This is a genomic window from Oxalicibacterium sp. (assembly GCF_035565035.1).
Lineage (GTDB): Bacteria > Pseudomonadota > Gammaproteobacteria > Burkholderiales > Burkholderiaceae_D > Oxalicibacterium.
This window is the reverse complement of record NZ_DATMTD010000014.1, coordinates 40,435-64,045: the sequence shown is the minus strand read 5'-3', so window position 1 is coordinate 64,045 and position 23,611 is coordinate 40,435. Positions and strand designations below refer to the sequence as shown.

The following is a 23,611-nucleotide window of genomic DNA, read 5'->3' as shown; positions in this document are numbered from 1 at the left end:
GATGAAACCATCCATGCTCGCCAAACTCGACCAGCTCACCGAAAGGCTGGCCGAACTGAATCTTCTACTGACTCAGGAAAATGCGACGTCCAACATGGACACCTATCGCAAGCTGACGCGCGAACACGCCGAACTCGGTCCATTGGTCGCGCTGTATCAGGAATACACACAGGCTGGCAGCGACATTCTTTCTGCGCAAGAAATGCTGTCTGATCCGGAAATGAAGGAATTCGCCCAGGAAGAAATTGCCGCAGCAAAAACACGGATTGAACAGCTGGAAATCGATCTGCAGAAAATGCTGCTGCCGAAAGATCCGAATGACGATCGCAACATCTTCCTCGAGATCCGCGCCGGTACCGGCGGCGATGAATCGGCGCTGTTCGCTGCCGACCTGCTGCGCATGTATACGCGCTTCGCCGAACGCAACCGCTGGCAGGTGGAAATCGTTTCCGCGTCGGAGTCTGAACTCGGCGGGTATCGCGAAGTCATTGCGCGCATCATCGGCAACGGCGCGTACTCCAAACTGAAATTCGAATCCGGCGGCCATCGTGTGCAACGCGTGCCCGTTACCGAAACACAAGGCCGTATTCACACATCGGCCTGCACGGTTGCCGTCATGCCGGAAGCCGATGAAGTCGAAGATGTCGATATCAATCCTGCCGATCTGCGTATCGATACCTTCCGTGCCTCGGGTGCCGGTGGTCAGCACATCAACAAGACCGACTCCGCCGTACGATTAACGCACTTGCCAACCGGCATCGTGGTCGAATGCCAGGACGATCGCAGTCAGCACAAGAACAAGGCCTCCGCACTGAAAGTGCTGGCCGCGCGCATCAAGGATGTGCAACTGCGCGAACAGCAATCGAAGGAAGCGGCCACGCGCAAATCGCTGATCGGCTCCGGCGATCGCAGCGAACGCATTCGCACCTACAATTTTCCGCAGGGTCGCATGACCGATCACCGCATCAACCTGACACTGTACAAACTGGACTTCATCATGGATGGTGACCTGACCGACCTGACCAATGCACTGGCGACCGAACATCAGGCGGAATTGCTGGCCGCATTGGCCGATGCAGTCGGATAAAAATCAGGGTAGGCTTCTGCTGCCACTTCTTTTGAACGTTGAATTTGAAAGCCGAAACATGAAAAATTCCCGATTCGTCCTGATTGCCGTTGCCGTGATTTGCATCGCTCTTCTGGGCGTTGCGCTTTATCTGCAGCATGTCGAAAACATGCTGCCCTGCCCACTGTGCGTGATTCAGCGTTATGCCTTCGCGGGTGTTGCCTTGATTTGCCTGATTACCGCGTTCCTGCCGCGCATCACCAAACCCGGTGCGATTCTCGCCGCACTTGCCTCGCTGGCTGGTGCCGGCGTCGCCGGCTGGCATATTTACATCAAGGCACATCCGACTGTTTCCTGCGGCATCGATCCGCTTGAAACTTCGCTGAACACGATTCCGACCGCCAAGTTGATGCCTTTCCTGTTCCAGGCTGACGGTTTGTGCACGACAGAATACGCGCCGATTTTCGGTCTCTCACTGCCGCAATGGGCGCTGGTCTGGTTCATCATCCTTGCCGTCGTGCTGCTGCGCACCGGCTTGCGCCGCAATCGTTAATCCGGCACCGGATAACATCGCGATGTTTTTTCATGACGGAGAAACGGTCGCCGCCATTCTGGCCGGCGGACGTATCGCCTTGCCGCAACTCGAACTGCGCATGCTGCTCGGTCACGCGACAAAACTGTCGCGGGTGCAAATGATCACGCAATCGGGACGTTCGCTGAAGAACGACGAAATCCAGAGACTGAATGATCTCTGCGCGCGCCGTATGGCTGGCGAACCGATCGCCTATCTGATCGGCGAACGCGAATTCTTCGGCTTGTCGCTGCACGTCGACCCCGCCGTCCTGATCCCGCGTCCGGAAACCGAATTGCTGGTGGAACTGGCCATGCGGTATTTGCCGAAAGGCGGTCGTGTTCTCGACATGGGAACAGGCTCCGGTGCGATTGCTGTCGCGATTGCACATACACGCCCCGATGCCGTCGTCACCGCACTTGATGTGAGTGAAGCCGCGCTGGCAGTTGCACGTTCCAATGCCCGCGACAACAACGTCACCATGCGTCTGTTGCGCAGCGACTGGTTTTCCGCACTGAATGGGGACGACCGCTTCGACCTGATCGTCTCCAATCCACCTTATATCGTCGCCGGAGACGCGCATTTGTCCGAAGGCGATCTGCGTTTCGAGCCGGTCGATGCACTCACCGATCATGCAGACGGCTTGTCGGCATTGCGCACGATCTGCCGTCACGCGCCGGCACATCTGGAACGACACGGCTGGCTTTTGATGGAGCACGGCTACGACCAGGCTGCAGCGGTACGCCAGTTACTGATCGATCAGGGATTCGAGGAAGTACAAAGCTGGAAGGATCTTGCGGGCATCGAACGCGTCAGCGGTGGAAAACGTCCGGCGACATGACTATTCACCCTCAGGCGGCCAGTTCCTTTTCAAGCAAGCGATGCAACGCCGCGAAATCAGGCTCGCCGACATAGCGTTTGATGACATGTCCGTTTTTATCGACTACCAGTGTGGTCGGCGTCAATTGAACATCGCCAAATGATTTGGCCAGCGTACCCTGCGTGTCGAGCGTCACGGTAAAGGGTAATTTGCGCGTCTCGGCAAAATTCAGCACATAGTTCGGTGGATCGTAGGCCATCGCAACGGCAATGTATTCCAGCCCGTCCGTCTTGTACTTGTTATAGGTTTCCACCATCTGCGGCATTTCCTTCACGCACGTCGTGCACGACGTCGCCCAGAAATTGATCATCACGACCTTGCCGCGCAAATCCTGCGAGGTGATTTTTTTCCCCTGCAAATCGACGAATGTCACATCCGGAATCGTTTCGCGTTTTGACAGCGAGAAATAGGCAATGCCAATCAGCGAAACGACGACCAGCAGCGCCAGCACTTTCAGCCAGGTACGCTTGGGAACGGGAACAGCGGCAGAGGTAGATGTTTGCATGATGGGAAACAGACCGGAAAGCGCCAGAGTGCGGCCATTATAGACAGATCGGGAAAAGTGCGTTGCACGCATTCCGTCGCCAAGGATTGACACCGTCAGGCAGCTTCCGGCCAGCCTGATTCCGTATAAATTGCGGCGACCTTTGCCGGCATCGGCGCATCGATCGCAGCACAAATTGCACGCAGCAAATCCGCGATTTCCAGCGGCATATTGCGGTCTGCATCGACGATTGCCACCAGCGACTTGATGAGCATCGGCGTTGCCAGCGGGGCCAGCAGGTTCGCACGATCGAGTGCCAGCTTCACCTTGGCAAAACCCAGCGCCTGCGCTCCAATCAAATCCTGCTCGGCCAGTCCCAGTTGCGGATAAGCACGTACGGCACGCATGAACAGTACGACAGCCGATTGCTGCAACAGCGGAGCGGCAACATGCGCGGCAAGCGAAAACAGAATCGCACATTCGGCCTTCAATTCTGTCAACGCAGAAAAACGGAAAGGCGTGGCGCGACCGGCCCTTGCATCGAGTCGTCGCGTCAGCACGGTTTGCAATACGAACTCGTACAAGGTTACGCGCTGGTCAGCGGCGATCATTCGATCAACGTTTTTCAACAACACCGCACGATCGGCAATACTCAACTGACGCAATGCCGGCATCGATAAATCAAGGAGTGGCAAACGTGCATTGCTCGGCAACTGGCAGATAAGCTGTGCCAGACGCTCAGCGCGCGCCGATTGCGCTGGCGCATGTTCACGCAATGACAACAATTGCTGATGCCGGCCGCCTTCCAGCAGCAGTGCATAGACAATCGCACTGGCACCGCCGGGTTCATGCATGGCCTGGTCGATCTCCGGCGCCAGACGGATTTTTTGCAACGGATTGCCAGTCTCATGCGTGTTTCCGTATGCGCTGGCCGCTGTTGCGGCAATTGCTTCAGCCGCCGCCTGCATATGCGCTTCACCGCTGACAAAGCCAGGAGCGAGAAAAGGAATATCCGGCAACCTGTTGTCCGGCCGGTCTCTTTCAACCGGTTCCGCGACGACCAGTTCCGGACCGTCAAGCATGCCGATATCGCGCCCATATATACGGCGCAGTCGTTCGCGAATCGGTGGATGCGTTGCAAAAAAACCTGCCATCAGGCCTGGCCGCACGGCGCTCAAAAACAGATGAGAGAGCCGCTCGGCACTGTGATGCTCGATATTGGACTGTGCAAAACCTTTGCGAGCCAACCCGCCGATCTTGCGGAGTGCGCATCCGAGGCCATCCGGATTACGCGTAAATTGCACTGCACTGGCATCGGCAAGAAACTCGCGTTGTCGCGACACCGCCGACTTGATCAGTCTCCCGAAGAAAAGTCCGATGTACCCAATCAGGAAGAAAGTGGTTCCAAAAGCCAAAATGCCGATATGGAAAATAGTCAGTCTTCTTTCGCCAATACCTTCTCCATATCTGTAGCCGGCAAAATCAATCACCCTGAGCCCGAAATCGGCAAGCATTTCTATCCCGAACAGGACGCCGATCAACTTGATATTCAAGCGCATATCGCCGTTCAGGATATGGCTGAATTCATGGGCAATCACGCCTTGTAACTCGTCGCGGGTTAAGCGAACCAGTGTGCCTCTTGTCACGACGATGACAGCTTCATTCGGGCTATACCCGGCCGCAAAGGCATTAATGGACTCTTCCTTCTCCATTAAATATGTCTTGGGGCAGGCCACGCCTGACGCCAATGCCATTTCTTCCACAATATTTAGCAGGCGACGTTCGTGCCGTTCCCCCGTATTCGGCATTACCAGCCTGCCACCCGCCATGCGCGCCACGGTATCGCCCCCACCGCGCAGATTGAACATTTCGATCAATGTGCCGCCGCAGATCAGCACGACAGTGATCAACGTATTGGTGACAAAGAAGCCATGCGGATACGAATGTGTGCCCGCCAGCGGCTGGCCCTGCAGCAGTATCCAGCACATCGCCATGACAACATTGACGGCCAGCACGATCGCCGCCACCGCGAGCACGAACAGAATCACCAGCGTCCTGGTCTGACGCCGGGCGTGATCCTGCTGCTGAAAGAAATTCATTCGGGAAGAGTGAGGGATATCAACGCACAGACTTCACTTGCGCGAAGCTGCGTTGATGTCAAATTCAGAATGCGACCTTGATCGCCTTGCGTTCTTCCGGCGACTCGGTCGATTCCAGCAACGTCCCGGCTTTGAAACCGAACATGTTGGCGATTACCGAGCCCGGAAACTGTTCAATCGCGATGTTGTACGACATTACGTTGTCGTTATAACCCTGGCGCGCGAATGCGATGCGGTTTTCGGTGCTCGACAACTCTTCGTTCAGTTGCATCATGTTTTCGTTCGCCTTCAAGTCCGGATACGATTCGGACAAGGCGAACAAACGCCCAAGCGATGCATTCAACACGCCGTCGGCCGCTACCATCTGCTTGAATGCCGCTGCATCGGCAGGATCGCCGGCAGCCTGCCTGTTGGCGCTGACGGCCTGATTGCGTGCAGCGATCACGGCTTCCAGCGTCTCGCGTTCGTGTGCCATGTAGGCTTTAGCGGTTTCCACCAGATTCGGGATCAGATCATAGCGACGTTTCAATTGCACATCGATTTGCGAGAACGCATTCTTGAACTGATTGCGCAACGCGACGAGGCCGTTGTATGCGCTGATCGCCCAGATCACGACGACAACAATAATTGCCAGCAAAACGAGTACCGCAGTCATGTTCTCTCCCAATGAAAAAGGCCGCACGACAGAATGCGTGCGGCCTCAATATATCATCGGGAACAGCCAATTGTTAATTGGCGGCAATAATAATCTGACTTATTTTTGCTGGGTTTTGTCCGGTGTCGTCGTCAGCGACTTGTATTCTTCGTCGCTGATGTACTCAAAGACCTTGACGACTTTCACTACGCCGCTGACGCCACGCGTGATTTCTGCAGCGCGCTCGCCTTCGCTCTGCGTGACACGCCCCATCAGATAAACGATGCCGCGCTCCGTCGTGATCTTGAATGCGTTCGAATACAACACCTTGTCGTCGACCAGCGAAGCCTTGACCTTGCCGGTGATCAGCGCGTCATTGGAACGTGAGCCGAAACCGGAAGCACCGAGAATCGCCAGTTCGTTGACGACCGATTGCACGCCTTCGATGCCTGCCGCTTCACGTTCCGCTGCCGCCTTCGCCGCTTCGTCGCGCACTTCACCGGTCAACAGAACCTTGCGGTTGAAACTGGTCACGTTGACATGATCGTTCGGACCGACCACTTTCGGAATCCGCGCTTCGCCCTTTACCGCGATCGCCTTGTCCTCGGTCTGCGCGCCCAGCGTGCGTCGATCGGTCGCCGCCAGCGTACCGACCACGGCACCGCCCATCATCACACCGACGCAACCCTGCAAGGCAAACGCGGTGGCGCCAACTGCCAGCACCAACGCAAGCGGACGGCGTGCCGCTGCCAGGTAACGATTCAGGTCAATCATTTTCATCTCCTCCAAATAGTGCGACGTCAATGCCGTCGCACAAACAATGCAATGTCAATAAATGCACTTCCTTGATACGGGAAGTACGATCATGCGGAACGCAAATGTGAACATCTGCGTCGGTAAGCAGTTTTTCGATTGCACCACCACCTTTGCCGGTCAGCGCCACGACGTGCATATCGCGCTCCCGTGCTGCTTCGATCGCCGCAATGATGTTGGCGGAATTGCCGGACGTCGACAATGCCAGCAGGATATCGCCGGGCTGGCCGAAGGCCTGCACCTGCTTGCTGAAAATTTCCTGATAGCTGTAGTCATTGCCGATGGCCGTCAGTATCGAGGTATCCGTCGTCAGCGCCATCACCGGAAGCGGCAACCGTTCGCGTTCGAAACGTCCGACCAGCTGCGCCGAGAAATGCTGACAATCGGCCGCTGATCCGCCGTTGCCGCACGCGAGAATCCTGCTCCCGTTAGACAGGGCGGTGAACATTAGTTCCACTGCCTGCGCAATCGGATGGGATAGCTGCGAGGCCGCCTGTATTTTCAGTTCGGCACTTTCGTGGAAATGACTGAGGATGCGTTGCGTATTCATGGTGTACGGATTATAGAGTAGTACGATGCCGCGGACTGCAACATGGATGAGCTCAGGCGACGATGGCGTTCCTGATCCAGGATGTTTCATCGCCGTCGATCGCGACCACGTCGAACCGACAGGCGGGCGGCATGCGATAGCGTTGCAGATAATGATGGGCGGCAGTCGTCAGTCGCTTCTGCTTGGCCGGTGTAACGCTGGCAGCGGCACCGCCGTGACTGCGATCGGCACGCTTGCGGACCTCGACGAAAACCAGTACGTCGCCTTCCTGCATGACCAGATCGAGCTCGCCGCCCTTGCACAAAAAATTACGCTCGACCAGCACCAGCCCGCGTTGCTGAAGATAGGACAGCGCAGCATCTTCGCCGAGTTGACCGGCAATCTGTTTCTCGGTACGTGGCCGCCGAAAATCGGGAACGCGCATCGGATGAGCGGAAACGCTCAGGGTGCCTGCAATGGCTGCACCATGCCGTCGCGATAAATCGCCGTCTGCATGATGCGATCGAAAGAGGCAGGGCCATTGCCGAAACGGACAATCAGCTTTCCGGTCACGCCATCCAGTTGAAAATCCGTCTGCTTCAGCGCGATGTTGTGCGCAACGCGATAGGCATCGATACCAAGCGCATACAGTCGCTCGATATCCGGGCTGCGGCGCTGGTCGGCATTCGGCGGCAAGTGCGGATACGCCATGACCGCCGCATGATCCGCCTGCAATTGCCACGGCACGTCCAGCAGCATCATTCCTTCCAGTTCGTTCAGACGATTCGCGGTCGGCCAATCGTCCAGCGCCACCGGATTCAGCTGCGACGTACCGACCATCGGCACGGTATTGCCGATTGCCATGCGCAACTGGATTGCCTGTGTCGCATCGAGTGCCAGAAACAGTAACGCCGGCTTTTCTTCCTGAATCCGTTTGCGTAATTGCAGCATGCCGTTCGCATTGATGAACCCGCTACCAGTCGATAACTCTACCGTCTCCGGCTGCATCCCGAGTGAACGCCATTTCGTGACAAAAGCACTCGCCGCACGGCGTTGCCATGAAACGCCGGTCGAAATCGCAAATGCCTTGGACCCGGATTTTCCCGCAGCAGCCCACGTAGCAGCCTGACGCGCTTCATCTTCCACGGACAAACCCATCAACAGCATGTTGGAAGGAATCGTGCCGGCCTCATCCGTATCCGGCTGCGTCAATGCAATGGTCGGTTTGGTAACCGCATGGTTCACAATGATTTCGGTTGCACCACTGCGTGTCAGCGGACCGACCACGATATCGTTATTGGCCGCAGCGCTCTGATAACCGGAGAGTACGTCCACCGCCGCATCACCGGTTTCCACCAGATTGATGACGATATTGCCCGGTTCATACTGGTAGGCCGCCATGAATCCGGCATGCACGGCATTGGCAACCTGATTCAGCGAATCGGAACGGCTTGGCAACAGCAAGGCAATGCGTGTCGGCGGAAAGCTGGCTGTCACCACCGGCAACTCGACTGCTTCCGCGATCGGTTCGTCGAGTACCTCACCCGCATCACGCACCAGGGAAAGATCGGTTTGTGCAAGCTGCAAGCCGTCAACGCCCTGTTGCGCCTGAATGCCGGTTACACTGACGCCGGCCGGTGTACCGGTGTCTGCCACGACAGTTGTCAGCGCCATTGCGGGCGTGCACAATCCGCAGATCAATCCGGCCAGCGCGCACATTCTTGCGAGATTTCCCAACATCCGATTCCCCCAATGACTGACTCCGACAACAACCTGTCCGCAATCGCACCCATCATGGATGACGTGATGCGGCAGGCGTATCCTCCGGCGACATTATATGTGGTGGCCACACCGATCGGTAACGCGGGCGACATATCGTTGCGTGCTTTGCACACTTTGACGATCGTGGATGCCGTCGCTTGCGAAGATACGCGCAATACCGGTCATTTGCTGTCACGTTACGGCCTGTCGAAACACCTGATCGCCGCGCATCAACATAACGAACGCGAAATCGCCGACAAGCTGATCACGCGCCTGCAGGCCGGCGAACGCATTGCGCTGGTTTCGGATGCGGGCACGCCGGCAGTCTCCGACCCCGGCGCACGCATCGTCGATGCGGTGCGCAACGCGGGATTGCGCGTCGTGCCGCTGCCAGGTGCATCCGCTGCAGTTGCAGCGTTGTCGGCCAGTGGCCTGCTCAACGACGAGTTCCATTTCGTTGGCTTCCTGCCATCAAAATCAAAGCAGCGCGAATCCGTGCTCACCACACTGAAACCCATGACCGCGACCATGGTCTTTTACGAAGCGCCACATCGCATCGCAGAAACCGTCGCCGCTCTTGTTGACGCTTTCGAACCATCGCGACAAATTGTTTTCGCACGCGAGCTGACCAAGTTGTTCGAAGAGATGCACCGTTGCACATTGCAGGACGCGATCACGTGGATCAATGCGGATGCGAACCGGCAAAAAGGCGAATTCGTCCTGTTGCTGGAAGGTGCACAAACTGCCGGCGACAACGAATGGATGGAGGCAGAACGCATCCTGACGATTCTGTTGCAGGAGTGCCCGCTCAAACAGGCTGCAGCGCTCACCGCCCAGATTACCGGGCAGAAAAAAAACGCGCTCTATGAGCGCGCTCTGCAACTCAAAAATACCGGCGAAGATGATGCCGGCTAATTTGTCCCGATCCTAACGCTGCACAATGAAGGGCTTGATACCACCGGCGTTTTGCTCGACCTGCATCGCGGCCGAAGCAGCTTCGCCTCGGGTGGCAAACGGTCCGCTGTACAGGCGATAGAGATTGTTTGATGACTCGACCGTCAACGATGGCAGCACATTTCCCGCATTCTGCGACAAACGCGCACGCAACGCTTCTGCATTGGCAGATTGTGAGTACGCCCCAAACTGCAGGTAAAACCCTGCTGCAGGCGCCGTCGCGGCGGTTGTTGCTGTCGGCTGCATCGATGGGGCCGATGTGGATGACGCAGCCTGAATTGCAGGCGGTGCCAATGAGGTCGTTTCCATTGCCGGCATCACGACACCTGCTGCCTCCGGTTCGACTGTCGCAACTTTTGCACCATTCTCTTTTGCCGCCAGAATCTGCTCGATATCGGCCGGCAGCAACCGGTCGACCTGCAGTTCCGTGCTGCCCTTGCCGATATAACCAAGTCTCAACGCAGCGGTATACGACAAGTCGATGATGCGGCTGGAGTGAAAAGGTCCGCGATCGTTGACGCGCACGATTACCTGCTTGCCGTTGCTCAGATTGGTAACGCGCGCATAGGATGGAATCGGCAACGTCGGGTGTGCGGCCGTCATCTGGTACATGTCATACGGCTCGCCGGAAGAAGTGCGTTGCCCGTGAAATTTCTTGCCGTACCAGCTGCCGTAGCCACGCTGCGTGAACGGTTTTGCATCGGTAATCGGGACATAACGCTTGCCGAAGACAACATACGGCTTGTTGCCCGTGCGCGAATAGGGTTCGATACGCGGCTCCGCATCCGGCACATCCTGCAAGCCGTCCGGCGTCACATCGCCCGGACCGTCATCCAGATAATAACCGCCACGTCCGGAACCTGCGGGCGGCAGTACCGGATGCTTGGAACCGGCTTTGGACGGGGTGGATTGGGGTGTTCCCGGAGAAGGTGAGGTTGATGGCGATGACAACGGCACGCTGCTGCAACCGGCGAGCGCCAGCAATACCGTGACCGACAGGATGATCGTCGATTCGCGCAATCTGTCGCAAGGGCGGAACTGCATCGCTTCTCCTGAAAAAATTTTAAGGCGTCTTCAGCTTTGCATCAGTTTTCTGTGCCGCTGAATACTCATCAGAATGCCGACACCCAAACCGAGCGTAACGAAGGCAGTGCCGCCATAACTGACAAAAGGCATGGGTACACCGACGACCGGGAGAATACCACTGACCATTCCCATGTTCACGAATGCATACGTGAAGAAAATCATCGTGATCGCGCCGGCCATCAGACGGCTGAACAGGGTCGGCGCATTGGCTGCAATCAGCATGCCGCGCCCGATCAGCAGCAAATACAAAGTCAGGAGAATGCAGTTGCCGATGAGACCGAATTCTTCGGAAAAAACGGCGAAGATGAAATCGGTCGTACGTTCGGGGATGAATTCCAGATGCGCCTGCGTGCCGTGCAGCCAGCCCTTGCCCGTCACACCGCCGGAACCGATGGCGATTGTCGACTGGATGATGTGGAAACCCTTGCCGAGCGGATCGGTGGTCGGATCGATCAGCGTCATCACCCGTTCACGCTGGTAATCATGCAACATCGACCACGCGACTGGCAGGCTTGCCAGCGCGGCGACCAATGCGGCAACCAGCACCTTCCAGGACAATCCGGCAAAAAATATCACGTAAAAACCTGCGGCCAGCACCAGCAGCGAGGTGCCCAGATCCGGCTGGCGCATGATCAGCCCGATCGGCACGATGAGCAGCAATCCTGCCACCAGGAATTCACTCCAGCGCGTCATGCCTTCTCGCTTCTGGAAAAACCACGCCAGCATCATCGGCATCGCGATCTTCATGATCTCCGACGGTTGAATGATCACGCCGAGATCGATCCAGCGTCGCGCCCCGTTTCTGATCAGTCCGAACATCGCCACGCCAATCAGCAGTGCGACGCCGACGACGTACAGCGGCACCGCAAAACGCATCATCGTCTGCGGCGGAATCAGTGCGGCGATCCACATGATCAGCAACGAGATCATGATGTTGCGCATGTGATCTTCGAAACGGCCTGGAAAATCGATGCCGGCGGAATACAGCGTCACCGAACCGACCATCAGGATGAGGCAGACGATCAGAATCAGCGGGCCGTCAAACACCTGCACATAAGGTCGCACCAAATTTGTAAGCGAACGCTTGTCCATCGATTACCTCTTTGCGGACATGAAAACGGATGTCCATTCGCATGATTCGATTCCGGCCGAGAGATGCGGTGCCATCAATCCACCAACTCCTCTGCCGGCACCGGCTTCTCTTCCGCTTTTTTGTCGGCCGGCTTGACGTCAGGCCGCTTGCCAAGCAGGTAGTAGTCCATTGCCGCCTTTGCAATCGGCGCTGCGGCCACCGCACCGAAACCGCCGTTCTCGACAATCAGCGCAATCGCAATGCGCGGTTTGTCGGCTGGCGCAAACGCCGTGTACAACGCATGATCGTGATGGCGATCCCACAACTTGGATGCGTCGTATTTTTCATTTTTCTTGATGGCAATCACCTGTGCGGTACCCGTCTTGCCGGCCGATTCGTAACCGGCATTGGCGAACACACGGGCCGACGTGCCCTCCTTCGTCACGCCGATCATTGCGTGCTTGATGACGTCGATGTTTTCCTGCTTCAGCGGAATCCGGTAACTTTCCTTCGGCACGGTCAGCGTACGTTCGCGTGTCACGCCGTTCTCGACCATCTTCACCAGATGCGGCTTCATGACGATACCGTTGTTGGCCAGTGTCGCCGTGGCATGCGCCAGTTGCAAGGGCGTAAACGAGTTATATCCCTGACCGATGCCGATCGAAATCGTCTCGCCTGCGTACCATTTCTGCTGCTCCGGTTTGCGATAGGCCTCGCGCTTCCATGTTGTCGAAGGCAGCACGCCGGTGCGTTCGTATTTCAGGTCGATGCCGGTCTTCTGCCCGAAGCCGAACGGCGCCATGAAATCGTGAATCGCATCGACGCCGAGATCGTTGGCCAGCATGTAGTAATAGGTATCGCACGACTGCACGATCGACTTGTACATGTCGACCATGCCGTGGCCACCCTCCTTGTCGTCACGGAAGCGGTGATTGCCGAAGATGAAATAGCCGGGATCGGAAATCGCGTCCGTCGGGCGGCGCTTGCCGAGTTCCAGAGCCGCCAGCGCCATGAACGGCTTGTAGGTCGAGCCGGGTGGATACGCGCCGGACAAGGGGCGATTCAGCAATGGATGATCCGGTGAATTGTTGAGCGCATCCCAGTTCTGCTGGTCGATCCCCTCGACAAACAGATTCGGATCGAAATTCGGCATCGACACGTAGGCAAGAACGTCGCCGGTCGACGGCTCGATGGCGATCAGTGCCCCGCGGCGGTCGCCGAACGCCTGCTCGACAACCTTCTGCAATTCGATATCGATCGACAGAATCAGGTTGTCGCCCGGGATTGCAGGCGTACGCGACAAGGTACGAACCGGACGACCGCCAGCCGATACCTCGACCTCCTCGTAACCGGTCCTTCCATGCAACTGCTCTTCGTAACTGCGCTCCAGTCCTTCCTTTCCCATGTGCTCGGTGCCACGGTAATTGGTAGCGTCGTCGCTCTCCTCGATTTCCTTCGCATCGCGCTGGTTGATGCGGCCGATATAGCCGACCACATGCGATGCCACTTCGCCGAGAGGATATTGACGGAACAGTCGTGCCTGGATTTCCACGCCGGGGAAGCGATAGCGCTGTGCGGAAAAACGCGCGACCTCTTCATCGGTCAGTCGCACGCGAATCGGAGAACTGCCGAGATTGCGCGATTCTTCCTGCAGTTTCTTGAAACGCTTGCGATCGCGCGGCTGGATATCGACCAGCTTCGCCAATTCATCGATCACGTCTTCAAGATTGCCGTTGAGCTTGGTCGGCGTGATTTCCAGCGTATAGGCAGAAAAATTACGTGCCAGCACGACGCCGTTGCGATCCATGATCAGACCGCGATTCGGCACCACGGGGACGACGGATATGCGGTTTTCCTCCGCCTGAGCCACATAGTCGTTATGCTTGAAAACCTGCAGCCAGACAAAGCGCGTCAGCAGACAGGCAAACAGCACGAACACCACCACGCCCGCCACCGACAGGCGCAGGCGGAAGCGATGCAATTCGCGTTCGGTATCTTTTAGTTCAGTCATGCGCAGTCAAAATACCGGCTCATCATCAAGGACAACAAACATCGTCCGACCTCAGTCTTATTGCAGTCAGCCGATCAAATCGGCCGCGTGTCGTCCTTGTCGATCGCCCTGCGCTGCGGCGCCAGCAAAATCCACGTCACGACCGGCCACAGACATGCAGCCACTGCGCTTTCGGCAAAATACAACCAGCCCGGAAAACGTCCGCCAACGACCATCCGTACCACGACGCCGACAACCTGCGCCATGATCAGCAGGAAAAATACATGCAATGCCTGCGTACGGTTTGGAAACCACAGGACACGGCGATGAATAGTGATCGCAAAATATGACAGCAATGTATAGGCCAGCGCGTTCTCGCCAAGTACCGCAGCATCATGCACATCCATCAACAAGCCCATGAAAAAGGCGATGCCGATGCCAACCTTGCGCGGCTGATGCATGCTCCAGAAAACGAGAATCAACGCGACGAAATCGGGAACACCGAACCATTGCCCCCACGGCAGCAGATTCAGCAGGAAGGCAGCGAACAGGCTGACCGCAATAAAGAGCGGACTGGCCGGCAGCAGAATGTAATGCGGGTTGTTGTTCATCGCGGCACACTGGCTGACGGTTTGGACGGAGCCGGTGCTTCCGGCTGTTTTTCCACAGGATCGCCGCCGCGGCTGGCCGCATGCTGCAGCAGACCCTGTTTGCGCGCATTGTGCTTCTGCTCTTCAGGAGGCCGTGGATCAGGCCGGTGTTCGGTCAACAGAATCAGCAAATGGCGGTTGCGATCGATGCCGGCCGACGGCTTGCAAACGATGCGCGCGAACGAATCTGCCTTGTTCTCGACCTGTGTCACGGTCGCCACTGCGAGTCCCGGTGGATAAACGCCATCGATGCCGGAGGTGACCAGCACGTCGTCCTTCTGAATGTCGGCATTGGTCGGCATGAAGCGCAACTCCAGCAGATTGGACTGACCGCGACCGTACGCCACGCTACGCAGGCCGTTGCGCACGACCTGCACCGGAATGACCTGATCCTTGTCGCTCAGCAAGGTCACTTCCGAGGCAAAAGGGAAAACGCGCGTTACCTGCCCAACCACACCGACATGGTCGATCACCGGCTGGCCGGGTTCGACACCGTTCTGGCTGCCGCGATCGAGCATGATCTTGCGTGTGAACGGATCGCGCGTGTCATACAGGATTTCGCCCATTACCGACTTCACAGGCAATTGCGCCTTCATGTCCAGCAAATTGCGAAGATGCGTGTTTTCGGACAAAAGTTGCTGTCCTTGCTGCAGAGCACGCGCATCGATTGTCTGCTGCAGCCTGAGCTTGGCGTTTTCTTCCTTGAGGTCGGAAAGCGAACCGAAATAGCCGCCGACATAGCGGAATGCATCGCGCGGGGCGAGTGCGGCTACCTGCAGGGGATACAACGCGGTGGAAACAACCTGGCGCACCATGCCGAGGGAACGGACGTGCGAATCAACACTCAACAGCACCAGCGCAATCAAGGCGAAGAACACCATCTTTGCACGTGCCGATGCACCTTGCTTGAAGAGTGGCGGTGGACTGTATTCCATTTAAAACCTGAGGAACCTGCAGAAGAGCCCGGAAACAACATGCCGCGTCGAGGAAAACCCGGCCGCGGCAAATCCCGTTTCAGGATACGGTGTCTTCATCACATCATTCATGGCGCCCAGTCAGATGGTGATGCATGACGAATCGTTATTTGGATCGATTATTCGTTGGAGAAGATCGAACCGAGCTTGTCCATCCGTTCCAGCGCCATGCCGGACCCGCGCACGACACAGGTCAGCGGATCTTCTGCAACGATGACCGGCAGGCCGGTTTCCTCCATCAGCAGCCGATCCAGATCGCGCAGCAACGCGCCGCCGCCGGTCAGCATCATGCCTTTTTCGGCGATGTCGGCACCGAGCTCCGGTGGCGTCTGTTCCAGCGCGTTCTTGACGGCGGAAACGATGTTGTTCAGCGGATCGGTCAGCGCTTCGAGGATCTCGTTGCTGGAGATCGTGAACGAACGCGGAATGCCTTCGGACAGGTTGCGGCCCTTGACTTCCATCTCGCGCACTTCGGAACCCGGGAAGGCGGAACCGATTTCCTTCTTGATCGCTTCAGCAGTTTGTTCGCCGATCAGCATGCCGTAGTTGCGGCGGATGTAGTTGACGATCGCTTCGTCAAACTTGTCGCCGCCGACGCGGATCGAACCTTTGTAGACCATGCCGCCCAGCGAGATGATGCCGACTTCGGTCGTGCCGCCACCGATATCGACCACCATCGAGCCGGTTGCGTCCGACACCGGCAAACCGGCACCGATTGCTGCCGCCATCGGCTCTTCAATCAGATAAACCTGTGCAGCACCTGCGCCCAGTGCCGATTCACGAATCGCGCGACGCTCCACCTGGGTCGAACCGCAGGGAACACAGATGATGATGCGAGGGGAAGGCTTGAAGAGTTTGGTGTCGTGCACCATGCGGATGAACTGCTTGAGCATTTGCTCGGTGACGGTGAAATCGGCGATCACGCCGTCTTTCATCGGGCGGATCGCCTCGATGTTGCCCGGCACCTTGCCCAGCATCTGCTTGGCTTCCTTGCCGACCGCCATGATGGTTTTCTTGGCATTCGGACCGCCCTGCTGGCGAATCGCCACGACCGAAGGTTCGTCCAGCACGATGCCCATGCTGCGTACATAAATCAGGGTATTGGCAGTGCCCAGATCGATTGCCAGATCATTCGAAAAATAACTGCGTAAAAATCCAAACATGAATTGTCCCGATGCGCAGCAGTTGTGCGCGAAATGTGTAAAAAGGATTTTCTAAGCCGCGGCAGCCGGATATCACAGCGCCAGCAAGGCATTAACCCGGTATTCTACCTTATAATTTACATGAAATTAGGCGACAAAATTCCCAAAAATCTGTGCCGGACGCATCCTTTTGCGCGAAATTCACCGACACAGGAATGCAGTCGCCCTGCCTCGTCCCTGATTGTCCTTTAAACGCATTTTGACTCGCGGCCCGACCGCCTTCCAACCATGTCTCTCGAACTTTCCGATGTCAAACGCCTGTCGATTCTTGCGCAGATCGAATTGACCGATGCGCAGTCCACTCAAACGCTGGACAAACTCAACGGCATTTTTTCGCTGGTCGAACAGTTGCGCGCCGTCGATACGACCGGCATTGAACCGCTGAATCACCCGATCGCTGCCATCCTTCCCGAATTGTCGCTGCGCCTGCGCGACGACACAGCGAATGAGCCGAATCGCCGCGATGACTATCAGCAGGTCGCGCCTGCCACGCAGGATGGTTTGTATCTGGTTCCCAAGGTCATCGAATAAAAAAGCGTCCCGGACAACTTCTTCTCGATTGATTTTCTCTTGCCCTGCACGCCAAACCGCGTACACATGAACACCTGACATCACCATGCATACCAAGACACTCAAGGAATTATCCGCACTGCTGCAGGCGAAAAAGATTTCGTCCGCCGAACTGGCAAAGCTGTTTCTCGCACGCATCGGCAACAGCGATCTCAATGCCTTTCTGCATGTGGACGAAGCGCTGACACTGCAGCAGGCCGCGGCTGCGGACGCCCGACTGGCAAGCGGTGACGCAACGGCATTGACCGGCATCCCGATCGCGCACAAGGATATTTTTGTCACGCGCGGCTGGCGCTCGACGGCCGGGTCGAAGATGCTGGAAAACTACGTCAGCCCGTTCGACGCGACCGTGGTCGAACGTTTCAATCAGGCCGGCATGGTCAATCTCGGCAAACTGAATTGCGATGAATTCGCGATGGGTTCATCGAACGAGAATTCGCATTTCGGCGCGGTAAAAAACCCGTGGGACAAGACCGCGATTCCCGGCGGGTCGTCGGGCGGCTCTGCAGCAGCGATCGCTGCGCGACTGACACCGGCTGTGACCGCAACCGATACCGGCGGCTCGATCCGCCAGCCGTCATCGCTGTGCGGCGTCACCGGCATCAAGCCGACTTACGGCCGCGTGTCGCGCTTCGGCATGATCGCCTTCGCATCGTCGCTCGATCAAGGCGGCCCGATTGCCAAGACCGCTGAAGACTGCGGCCTGTTGCTCAACGCAATGACCGGCTTCGATGAACGCGATTCGACCAGCGTCGAACGTCCGGAAGAGGATTTCACACGTGATCTGAACACAAGTCTGAAAGGCTTGAAGATCGGCATTCCGCGCGAATACTTTGGCGCCGGCCTCGCTTCAGATGTGGAGCAAGCCGTACGCGCAGCATTGAGCGAATATGAAAAACTTGGCGCCACACTGGTCGATATTTCACTGCCGAAAACCGAACTGTCGATCCCGACTTATTACGTCATCGCGCCGGCCGAAGCATCATCGAACCTGAGCCGTTTCGACGGCGTGCGGTACGGTTATCGCGCGAAGGAATACAAGGATCTGGTCGACATGTATCGCAAGACGCGCGCCGAAGGATTCGGCGATGAAGTCAAACGCCGCATTTTGGTCGGCGCATATGTGCTGTCGCACGGTTATTACGACGCCTATTATTTGCAGGCACAAAAAATCCGTCGCCTGATCGCGCAGGATTTTCAGCAGGCTTTCACGCAGTGCGACGTCATCATGGGTCCGGTGTCGCCAACCGTTGCATGGGATCTCGGCGACAAGGCCGATGATCCGGTTGCCAACTATCTGGCCGACATCTTCACCCTGTCGACCAGTCTGGCAGGATTGCCGGGCATGTCGATTCCATGCGGCTTCGGTCAGGGCGAAAAGAATGCAAAACGTCCGGTCGGATTGCAGATCATCGGCAATTATTTCGCCGAGGCGAAATTGCTGAACGTCGCACATCAATATCAGCAGGCCACCGACTGGCACCTGCGACAACCGGCCGATATCTGAGAAATAAGCAACGCCCATCCGACGCACAAAAAATCGTCGCGATCGCAACAGACACGCAGCACCAACAAGCGAGTGAGGAAATTATGCAGTGGGAAGTAGTCATCGGTCTGGAAACGCACACGCAATTGACGACCAATACCAAGATTTTCAGCGGCTCGCCGACACAATTTGGCGCCGCGCCGAACACGCAGACTTCACCGGTCGATCTGGCCTTGCCCGGTGCATTGCCTGTGATGAACCGCACCGCCGTCGAACGCGCCATCCAGTTCGGCCTCGCGATCGGTGCGCATATCGCTTCGCATTCGGTGTTCGCGCGCAAGAATTATTTTTATCCCGATCTGCCGAAGGGGTACCAGATCAGCCAGATGGATTTGCCGGTGGTGCAAGGCGGCAAAGTGTCATTTGCGATGGAAGTCGACGGTAAAACCGAAATCCGCTCGGTGCAACTGACACGCGCGCATCTGGAAGAGGATGCAGGTAAATCGTTGCACGAGGATTATCACGGCATGACCGGCATCGACCTGAACCGTGCCGGCACTCCCCTGCTCGAGATCGTCACCGAACCAGACATGCGCAGCGCCGCAGAAGCGGTTGCCTATGCAAAGGCACTCCACGGCCTGGTAACCTGGCTCGGCATTTGCGACGGCAACATGCAGGAAGGCTCGTTCCGCTGCGACGCCAACGTTTCGGTACGTCCAGTCGGACAGAAGGAATACGGCACGCGTTGCGAAATCAAGAACCTGAACTCGTTCCGCTTTCTGGAAGATGCAATCAATTACGAAGTACGCCGCCAGATCGAACTGATTGAAGACGGCGGTCGTGTCGTGCAAGCCACGCGCCTGTACGATCCGGACAAGAAGGAAACACGCGAAATGCGCAGCAAGGAAGACGCGCAGGATTACCGTTACTTCCCCGATCCCGATCTGCCGCCGCTCGTCATCAGCGAGGAATGGATAGCACGCGTCAAGGCCGCAATGCCGGAATTGCCGGGCGCGATGCGCGAACGTTTTGCACGCGACTACGGGCTGTCCGACTACGACGGTTCAGTGCTGACGCAATCGAAAGCGATGGCGAATTATTTTGAAAGCGTTGTCGCCACGGCCGGCAACGATCAAGCCAAACCCGCCGCCAACTGGCTCATGGGCGATGTATCGTCTACATTGAATCGTGAAGGCATCGAAATCGATGCCACGCCGGTCGCACCCGCACAATTGGCACTGCTGCTGAAACGTATCGCCGACGGCACAATTTCCAACAAGATCGCGAAGGAAGTATTCGGCGCGATGTGGGAAGCAAAATCGGACAGCGCCACGCTGGCCGACGACATCATCGAATCGAAAGGCTTGAAGCAGATTTCTGACAGCGGCGCTCTGGAAAAAATCGTCGATGATGTATTGGCGGCCAACGCGAAATCCGTCGAGGAATTCCGTGCCGGCAAAGAACAGGCGATCAACGCATTGATGGGCCAGGCAATGAAGGCCAGCCGAGGCAAGGCAAATCCGGCGCAACTGACGGAGTTGTTGAAGAAAAAACTGGCAACGTAACGCCCTATTGCAACGCAGATAAAAAACGCGCTCACAGGAGCGCGTTTTTTATTTTTTGCGTCGATACATTAAGCGTTCACCGCAAATCTGGTCGTGCTTTTTCCTTCCTGCGTGCACCAGTAAATCAGCAATATCCATCCAATGATGGGAATGATGCCCAGAAGCTGCAGCCATCCGCTGCGGTCCGTATCGTGCAGCCTTCTTGCGGTCACCGCAAAATACGGCACCAACGTTGCAAGGGTAAAGACGAAACTCAATTTTTCATTGATCGCACTCAACACAATGCTGACAACCAGAACGAACAATACCCACCACCAGAACTCCGAACGCGATGCGCACCCCTTGAAATCGGCATATTTCTTAAAGCATGTACTGACGGATTCGATAAATGTCACGGCTTTTCTCTCCCCTGGTTTATGAATGTTGTGCAGAACATCGCGTCACGCGTGTCGATGACCGACATTCTTGTTTCAGGCAAATCCCGGGTAACGCATCAGGACGCTTCGTGCAATTTGCGTAAAAAACAGAAGGGATCATATGTCGCGGAACACGGTCCGACCATCTCATAAATATGAGAACAGATTCATCTTTGTATCGAACTTACGCGGAGCCGCGTACTATCTGTCGGGTAGATTGCCGTCGATTATTGCGCAGAAGCCGTGGCGACATCGCGATAACGCTGCAATACTGCATCGTACTTCGCATTGATCTGCGCCAGATGCGCTTCGCTGTCTCGCAGCGTTGTCCTGCGCGTACGGACATCCTCAAGCGCCTGCGCCAGTTTGGCCTGCATCGCGGCCGGCACCTCGCCTTTTTCTCTTTGCGCATCGACTGCCGTCCGTCGCGCCTGCCATTCCTTGTCCGCTGCAGCCAGCTCGTCCTTCTGCTGCGCGATTTGCTCGATCAAGGTTGCACTCGCTCTTTTGCGCGCCGTGACAATGTCGTCCTCGCTGCGATAGCGAGCCAGCAAAGCGCGATCCGTCCTTCTTTGTTCTTCCAGTGCGGCCTGTTGCGCCTGACGCTGTAGCTGCTCGGCGTCTTTTGCGCGTTTTTGTTCGGCAGTCAGGGGCGGCGTGATTTCTCTTTTCAGCACACCGTTGTTGCCGTACTCGCGCATGGTGCGATCCGCACATTCAGGAATCGGCCGATCGGAAGTAAGCGTTCTGCCCGACGCGTCCTTGCACATGTAGAAAACGCCGGCATACGTTCCGACCGAACAGAACAACGAGAGAATAACCAGTGTCTTGACCGCACCTCGCATCTCACTCCCCTGAAGTAACAGTGTCAGCTCACGCCGTACCTCGTGCGGTACGCGGCGATTGCATCCTTGTATTGCGCCTGTTCCGAACCCGTACCGCCGTTCGAAATGTATTCAAACAAGTCCGACAGATTACCGATCGAAATGACCGGCATGCCATAGGTATTGCTCACTTCCTGCACCGCCGAATACGTCGACAGCGCATCATCCTTGCCGGAGCGCTCCATGCGATCCAGCGCAATCAGTACCGCGCATGGTGTTGCGCCTGCGGCTGTGATCATGTCGACCGATTCCCGCACCGACGTTCCGGCGGAAATCACGTCGTCGATTATCACCACGCGACCCTGCAACTTCGCACCGACGATCGTGCCGCCTTCGCCATGGTCCTTGGCTTCCTTGCGGTTGAAGGCAAATGGCACGTCATGCCCCTTGTTTGCCAGGGCCACTGCAGTCGCCGATGCCAGCGTGATGCCTTTGTATGCCGGCCCGAACAGCATGTCGAACTGGATGCCGGAATCGATCAGCGTCTGTGCATAGAAATCCGCGATCTTCGCCAGCGTGCCGCCCTGATTGAACAGACCGGCATTGAAAAAATACGGAGAGGTACGTCCCGCCTTGGTGACAAATTCACCGAAACGCAATACGCCGGCCTCGACCGCAAACTGGATGAATTCCTGCCGTAAATTGTTCAAAACGACTCCATAACGGATAAAAAGTGACGAAATTTGTCGCTGCCTGCGCGACCACGGCCACATTTTAAATCGTTATTCGCCATCGACACCTGTAAATGCAAAGGGCGTGCCCATCCGATTGCCTGGAATCGGCAGCGCCGAATCGGGTATCCTGATCGCCTTGTTTTTTTGAACGACATCATGAAAATCATTTCCGCCAACTTGAACGGCATCCGCTCCGCTGCAAAAAAGGGGTTTTTCCCGTGGATGGCCAAACAGAATGCCGATTACGTCTGCGTACAGGAGCTGAAAGCGCAGGTCGGGGACATGACGCCCGACTTCCTGACGCCGGAAGGCTATTTCGGCTACTTCCATTACGCCGAAAAGAAAGGCTACTCGGGTGCAGGCGTGTACTGCAAAACCAAACCCGACAATGTCCAGATCGGCTTCAACTGCCCGGAATTCGATGCGGAAGGTCGTTACGTGCAATGCGATTTCGGTAATCTCAGCGTGATTTCCGTCTATTGCCCGTCCGGCTCTTCGAGCGAGGAAAGACAACAGGCGAAATTCCGCTTCATGGATCTGTTTCTGCCGCATCTGCTGGAACTGAAGGCGCAAGGTCGCGAATGCGTGATCTGCGGCGACTGGAATATTGCACACAACGAAATCGATCTGAAGAACTACAAAGGGAATCGCAAGAATTCAGGTTTTCTGCCGGAAGAGCGCGCGTGGCTGACGCGCATTTTCGACGAGGTCGGATTCGTCGACGTGTTCCGCAAGATCGATGTACGCCCCGACCAATACACATGGTGGAGCAATCGCGGACAGGCGTGGGCAAAGAACGTCGGATGGCGCATCGATTACCAGATCGCGACACCGGATTTTGCAGCAACGGCACAAAGCGTTTCCATCTACAAGGATGAACGCTTCAGCGATCATGCTCCGCTGACGATCGATTACGACTGGAAATCGTAATAGTTGCGTCATCTCTTTCTTGCGTACATTCTTGTCATGCTCCTGAAATAACCGAGGTCGCGGCAGTTGAACATCATTGTCGCGACGCAAATTCGTTTAAGTATTTTCACGTAGCCGATTCTGCATTCACGAATTTTTTCTTCGAATTTTCGCTGAAAAATTCTTCTTCCGGCAAAACATTCTTCAATGAAAACGTTTTTGTCATTCGCTTTCCGGTCGTTTACGACTCGCTGGTTCATCTTCGTTCTTGCTTAAAAAACAGGCATTTCATTTTCTTGGAAGCTTTTTCAGGCTTCATTTTCCTGTCACATAGCGTTTCTA

At 56.4% G+C, this 23,611-nt stretch carries 24 protein-coding genes; 8 read left to right on the top strand and 16 right to left on the bottom strand.

Annotated features, from left to right (window positions below):
* The first annotated feature begins 1 nt into the window (after position 1).
* Genes prfA through prmC form a run of 3 tightly spaced genes read left to right on the top strand, consistent with a single transcriptional unit; the run spans position 2 to position 2,478 of the window.
* The gene (gene prfA, locus VN114_RS01710; protein WP_325511337.1) at positions 2–1,087 is read left to right on the top strand and encodes a peptide chain release factor 1; all 1,086 of its coding nucleotides are present in this window, start codon (positions 2–4) and stop codon (positions 1,085–1,087) included.
* A gap of 58 nt (positions 1,088–1,145) precedes the next feature.
* Positions 1,146–1,619, top strand: coding sequence for a disulfide bond formation protein B (locus tag VN114_RS01705; RefSeq protein ID WP_325511335.1), 474 nt, complete (start codon positions 1,146–1,148; stop codon positions 1,617–1,619).
* A 22-nt stretch (positions 1,620–1,641) separates the two neighbouring features.
* Positions 1,642–2,478, top strand: coding sequence for a peptide chain release factor N(5)-glutamine methyltransferase (gene prmC, locus VN114_RS01700; protein WP_325511334.1), 837 nt, complete (start codon positions 1,642–1,644; stop codon positions 2,476–2,478).
* A 10-nt stretch (positions 2,479–2,488) separates the two neighbouring features.
* Here prmC and VN114_RS01695 read toward each other — a convergent pair whose 3' ends face one another.
* The 7 genes from VN114_RS01695 to VN114_RS01665 form a co-directional block, all read right to left on the bottom strand.
* Positions 2,489–3,022, bottom strand: coding sequence for a TlpA disulfide reductase family protein (locus VN114_RS01695; protein WP_325511332.1), 534 nt, complete (start codon positions 3,020–3,022; stop codon positions 2,489–2,491).
* Between the two features lie 95 nt (positions 3,023–3,117).
* Positions 3,118–5,100 carry a M48 family metallopeptidase gene (locus VN114_RS01690; RefSeq protein ID WP_325511331.1) on the bottom strand — a complete coding sequence of 661 codons (1,983 nt, stop codon included), beginning with the start codon at positions 5,098–5,100 and terminating at the stop codon, positions 3,118–3,120.
* A 64-nt stretch (positions 5,101–5,164) separates the two neighbouring features.
* Complete coding sequence (locus VN114_RS01685; protein WP_325511330.1) at positions 5,165–5,755, bottom strand: LemA family protein; 591 nt, start codon at positions 5,753–5,755, stop codon at positions 5,165–5,167.
* A gap of 99 nt (positions 5,756–5,854) precedes the next feature.
* A complete protein-coding gene (locus VN114_RS01680; protein WP_325511328.1) occupies positions 5,855–6,508 on the bottom strand; it encodes a BON domain-containing protein in 654 nt (217 codons plus the stop codon).
* A complete protein-coding gene (locus tag VN114_RS01675; protein ID WP_325511326.1) occupies positions 6,501–7,097 on the bottom strand; it encodes a phosphoheptose isomerase in 597 nt (198 codons plus the stop codon). Before VN114_RS01675 ends, VN114_RS01680 begins: the two co-directional genes overlap by 8 nt.
* Positions 7,098–7,149: 52 nt before the next feature.
* On the bottom strand, positions 7,150–7,521 hold the full coding sequence (locus VN114_RS01670) for a YraN family protein (RefSeq protein ID WP_325511324.1): 372 nt from the start codon (positions 7,519–7,521) through the stop codon (positions 7,150–7,152).
* Positions 7,522–7,538: 17 nt separating this feature from the next.
* Entirely contained in the window at positions 7,539–8,816 is a 1,278-nt protein-coding gene (locus VN114_RS01665; protein WP_325511322.1) for a penicillin-binding protein activator, read from the bottom strand.
* 12 nt (positions 8,817–8,828) lie between these two features.
* On the opposite strand from VN114_RS01665, the gene rsmI reads away from it, so the two are divergent.
* Entirely contained in the window at positions 8,829–9,752 is a 924-nt protein-coding gene (gene rsmI / locus VN114_RS01660; protein ID WP_325511320.1) for a 16S rRNA (cytidine(1402)-2'-O)-methyltransferase, read from the top strand.
* 12 nt (positions 9,753–9,764) lie between these two features.
* On the opposite strand, the gene VN114_RS01655 is transcribed toward rsmI, so the two are convergent.
* The 6 genes from VN114_RS01655 to VN114_RS01630 all read right to left on the bottom strand — a co-directional run bounded on the left by VN114_RS01655 (position 9,765) and on the right by VN114_RS01630 (position 16,726).
* Positions 9,765–10,835: a septal ring lytic transglycosylase RlpA family protein gene (locus tag VN114_RS01655; protein ID WP_325511318.1), complete on the bottom strand. Its 1,071-nt coding sequence runs from the start codon at positions 10,833–10,835 to the stop codon at positions 9,765–9,767.
* A gap of 30 nt (positions 10,836–10,865) precedes the next feature.
* Positions 10,866–11,969: a rod shape-determining protein RodA gene (gene rodA / locus VN114_RS01650; RefSeq protein WP_325511316.1), complete on the bottom strand. Its 1,104-nt coding sequence runs from the start codon at positions 11,967–11,969 to the stop codon at positions 10,866–10,868.
* A 74-nt stretch (positions 11,970–12,043) separates the two neighbouring features.
* The gene (gene mrdA, locus VN114_RS01645; RefSeq protein ID WP_325511314.1) at positions 12,044–13,960 is read right to left on the bottom strand and encodes a penicillin-binding protein 2; all 1,917 of its coding nucleotides are present in this window, start codon (positions 13,958–13,960) and stop codon (positions 12,044–12,046) included.
* Positions 13,961–14,034: 74 nt separating this feature from the next.
* Positions 14,035–14,550: a rod shape-determining protein MreD gene (mreD, locus tag VN114_RS01640; RefSeq protein WP_325511312.1), complete on the bottom strand. Its 516-nt coding sequence runs from the start codon at positions 14,548–14,550 to the stop codon at positions 14,035–14,037.
* Positions 14,547–15,524: a rod shape-determining protein MreC gene (mreC, locus tag VN114_RS01635; RefSeq protein ID WP_325511310.1), complete on the bottom strand. Its 978-nt coding sequence runs from the start codon at positions 15,522–15,524 to the stop codon at positions 14,547–14,549. The genes mreD and mreC overlap by 4 nt, the downstream gene beginning before the upstream one ends.
* Positions 15,525–15,682: 158 nt before the next feature.
* Positions 15,683–16,726 (bottom strand): rod shape-determining protein, encoded by a 1,044-nt coding sequence (locus VN114_RS01630; RefSeq protein ID WP_325511308.1) that lies wholly within the window; start codon positions 16,724–16,726, stop codon positions 15,683–15,685.
* A 267-nt stretch (positions 16,727–16,993) separates the two neighbouring features.
* On the opposite strand from VN114_RS01630, the gene gatC reads away from it, so the two are divergent.
* The 3 genes from gatC (at position 16,994) to gatB (ending at position 20,386) form a co-directional block, all read left to right on the top strand.
* A complete protein-coding gene (gene gatC / locus VN114_RS01625) occupies positions 16,994–17,296 on the top strand; it encodes an Asp-tRNA(Asn)/Glu-tRNA(Gln) amidotransferase subunit GatC (RefSeq protein ID WP_325511306.1) in 303 nt (100 codons plus the stop codon).
* An 85-nt stretch (positions 17,297–17,381) separates the two neighbouring features.
* Positions 17,382–18,842: an Asp-tRNA(Asn)/Glu-tRNA(Gln) amidotransferase subunit GatA gene (gatA, locus tag VN114_RS01620; protein WP_325511304.1), complete on the top strand. Its 1,461-nt coding sequence runs from the start codon at positions 17,382–17,384 to the stop codon at positions 18,840–18,842.
* Positions 18,737–20,386, top strand: coding sequence for an Asp-tRNA(Asn)/Glu-tRNA(Gln) amidotransferase subunit GatB (gatB, locus tag VN114_RS01615; protein ID WP_325511353.1), 1,650 nt, complete (start codon positions 18,737–18,739; stop codon positions 20,384–20,386). The genes gatA and gatB overlap by 106 nt, the downstream gene beginning before the upstream one ends.
* 68 nt (positions 20,387–20,454) lie before the next feature.
* Here the strand turns inward: gatB and VN114_RS01610 are convergent, their stop codons facing one another.
* The 3 genes from VN114_RS01610 to pyrE form a co-directional block, all read right to left on the bottom strand.
* Positions 20,455–20,781, bottom strand: a complete 327-nt coding sequence (locus VN114_RS01610) for a DUF805 domain-containing protein (RefSeq protein ID WP_325511302.1) — start codon at positions 20,779–20,781, stop codon at positions 20,455–20,457.
* 248 nt (positions 20,782–21,029) lie between these two features.
* Positions 21,030–21,647 (bottom strand): DUF4124 domain-containing protein, encoded by a 618-nt coding sequence (locus VN114_RS01605; protein ID WP_325511301.1) that lies wholly within the window; start codon positions 21,645–21,647, stop codon positions 21,030–21,032.
* A 23-nt stretch (positions 21,648–21,670) separates the two neighbouring features.
* On the bottom strand, positions 21,671–22,336 hold the full coding sequence (pyrE, locus tag VN114_RS01600; RefSeq protein ID WP_325511300.1) for an orotate phosphoribosyltransferase: 666 nt from the start codon (positions 22,334–22,336) through the stop codon (positions 21,671–21,673).
* A gap of 177 nt (positions 22,337–22,513) precedes the next feature.
* On the opposite strand from pyrE, the gene VN114_RS01595 reads away from it, so the two are divergent.
* Positions 22,514–23,290 (top strand): exodeoxyribonuclease III, encoded by a 777-nt coding sequence (locus tag VN114_RS01595; RefSeq protein ID WP_325511351.1) that lies wholly within the window; start codon positions 22,514–22,516, stop codon positions 23,288–23,290.
* Positions 23,291–23,611: the final 321 nt, after the last annotated feature.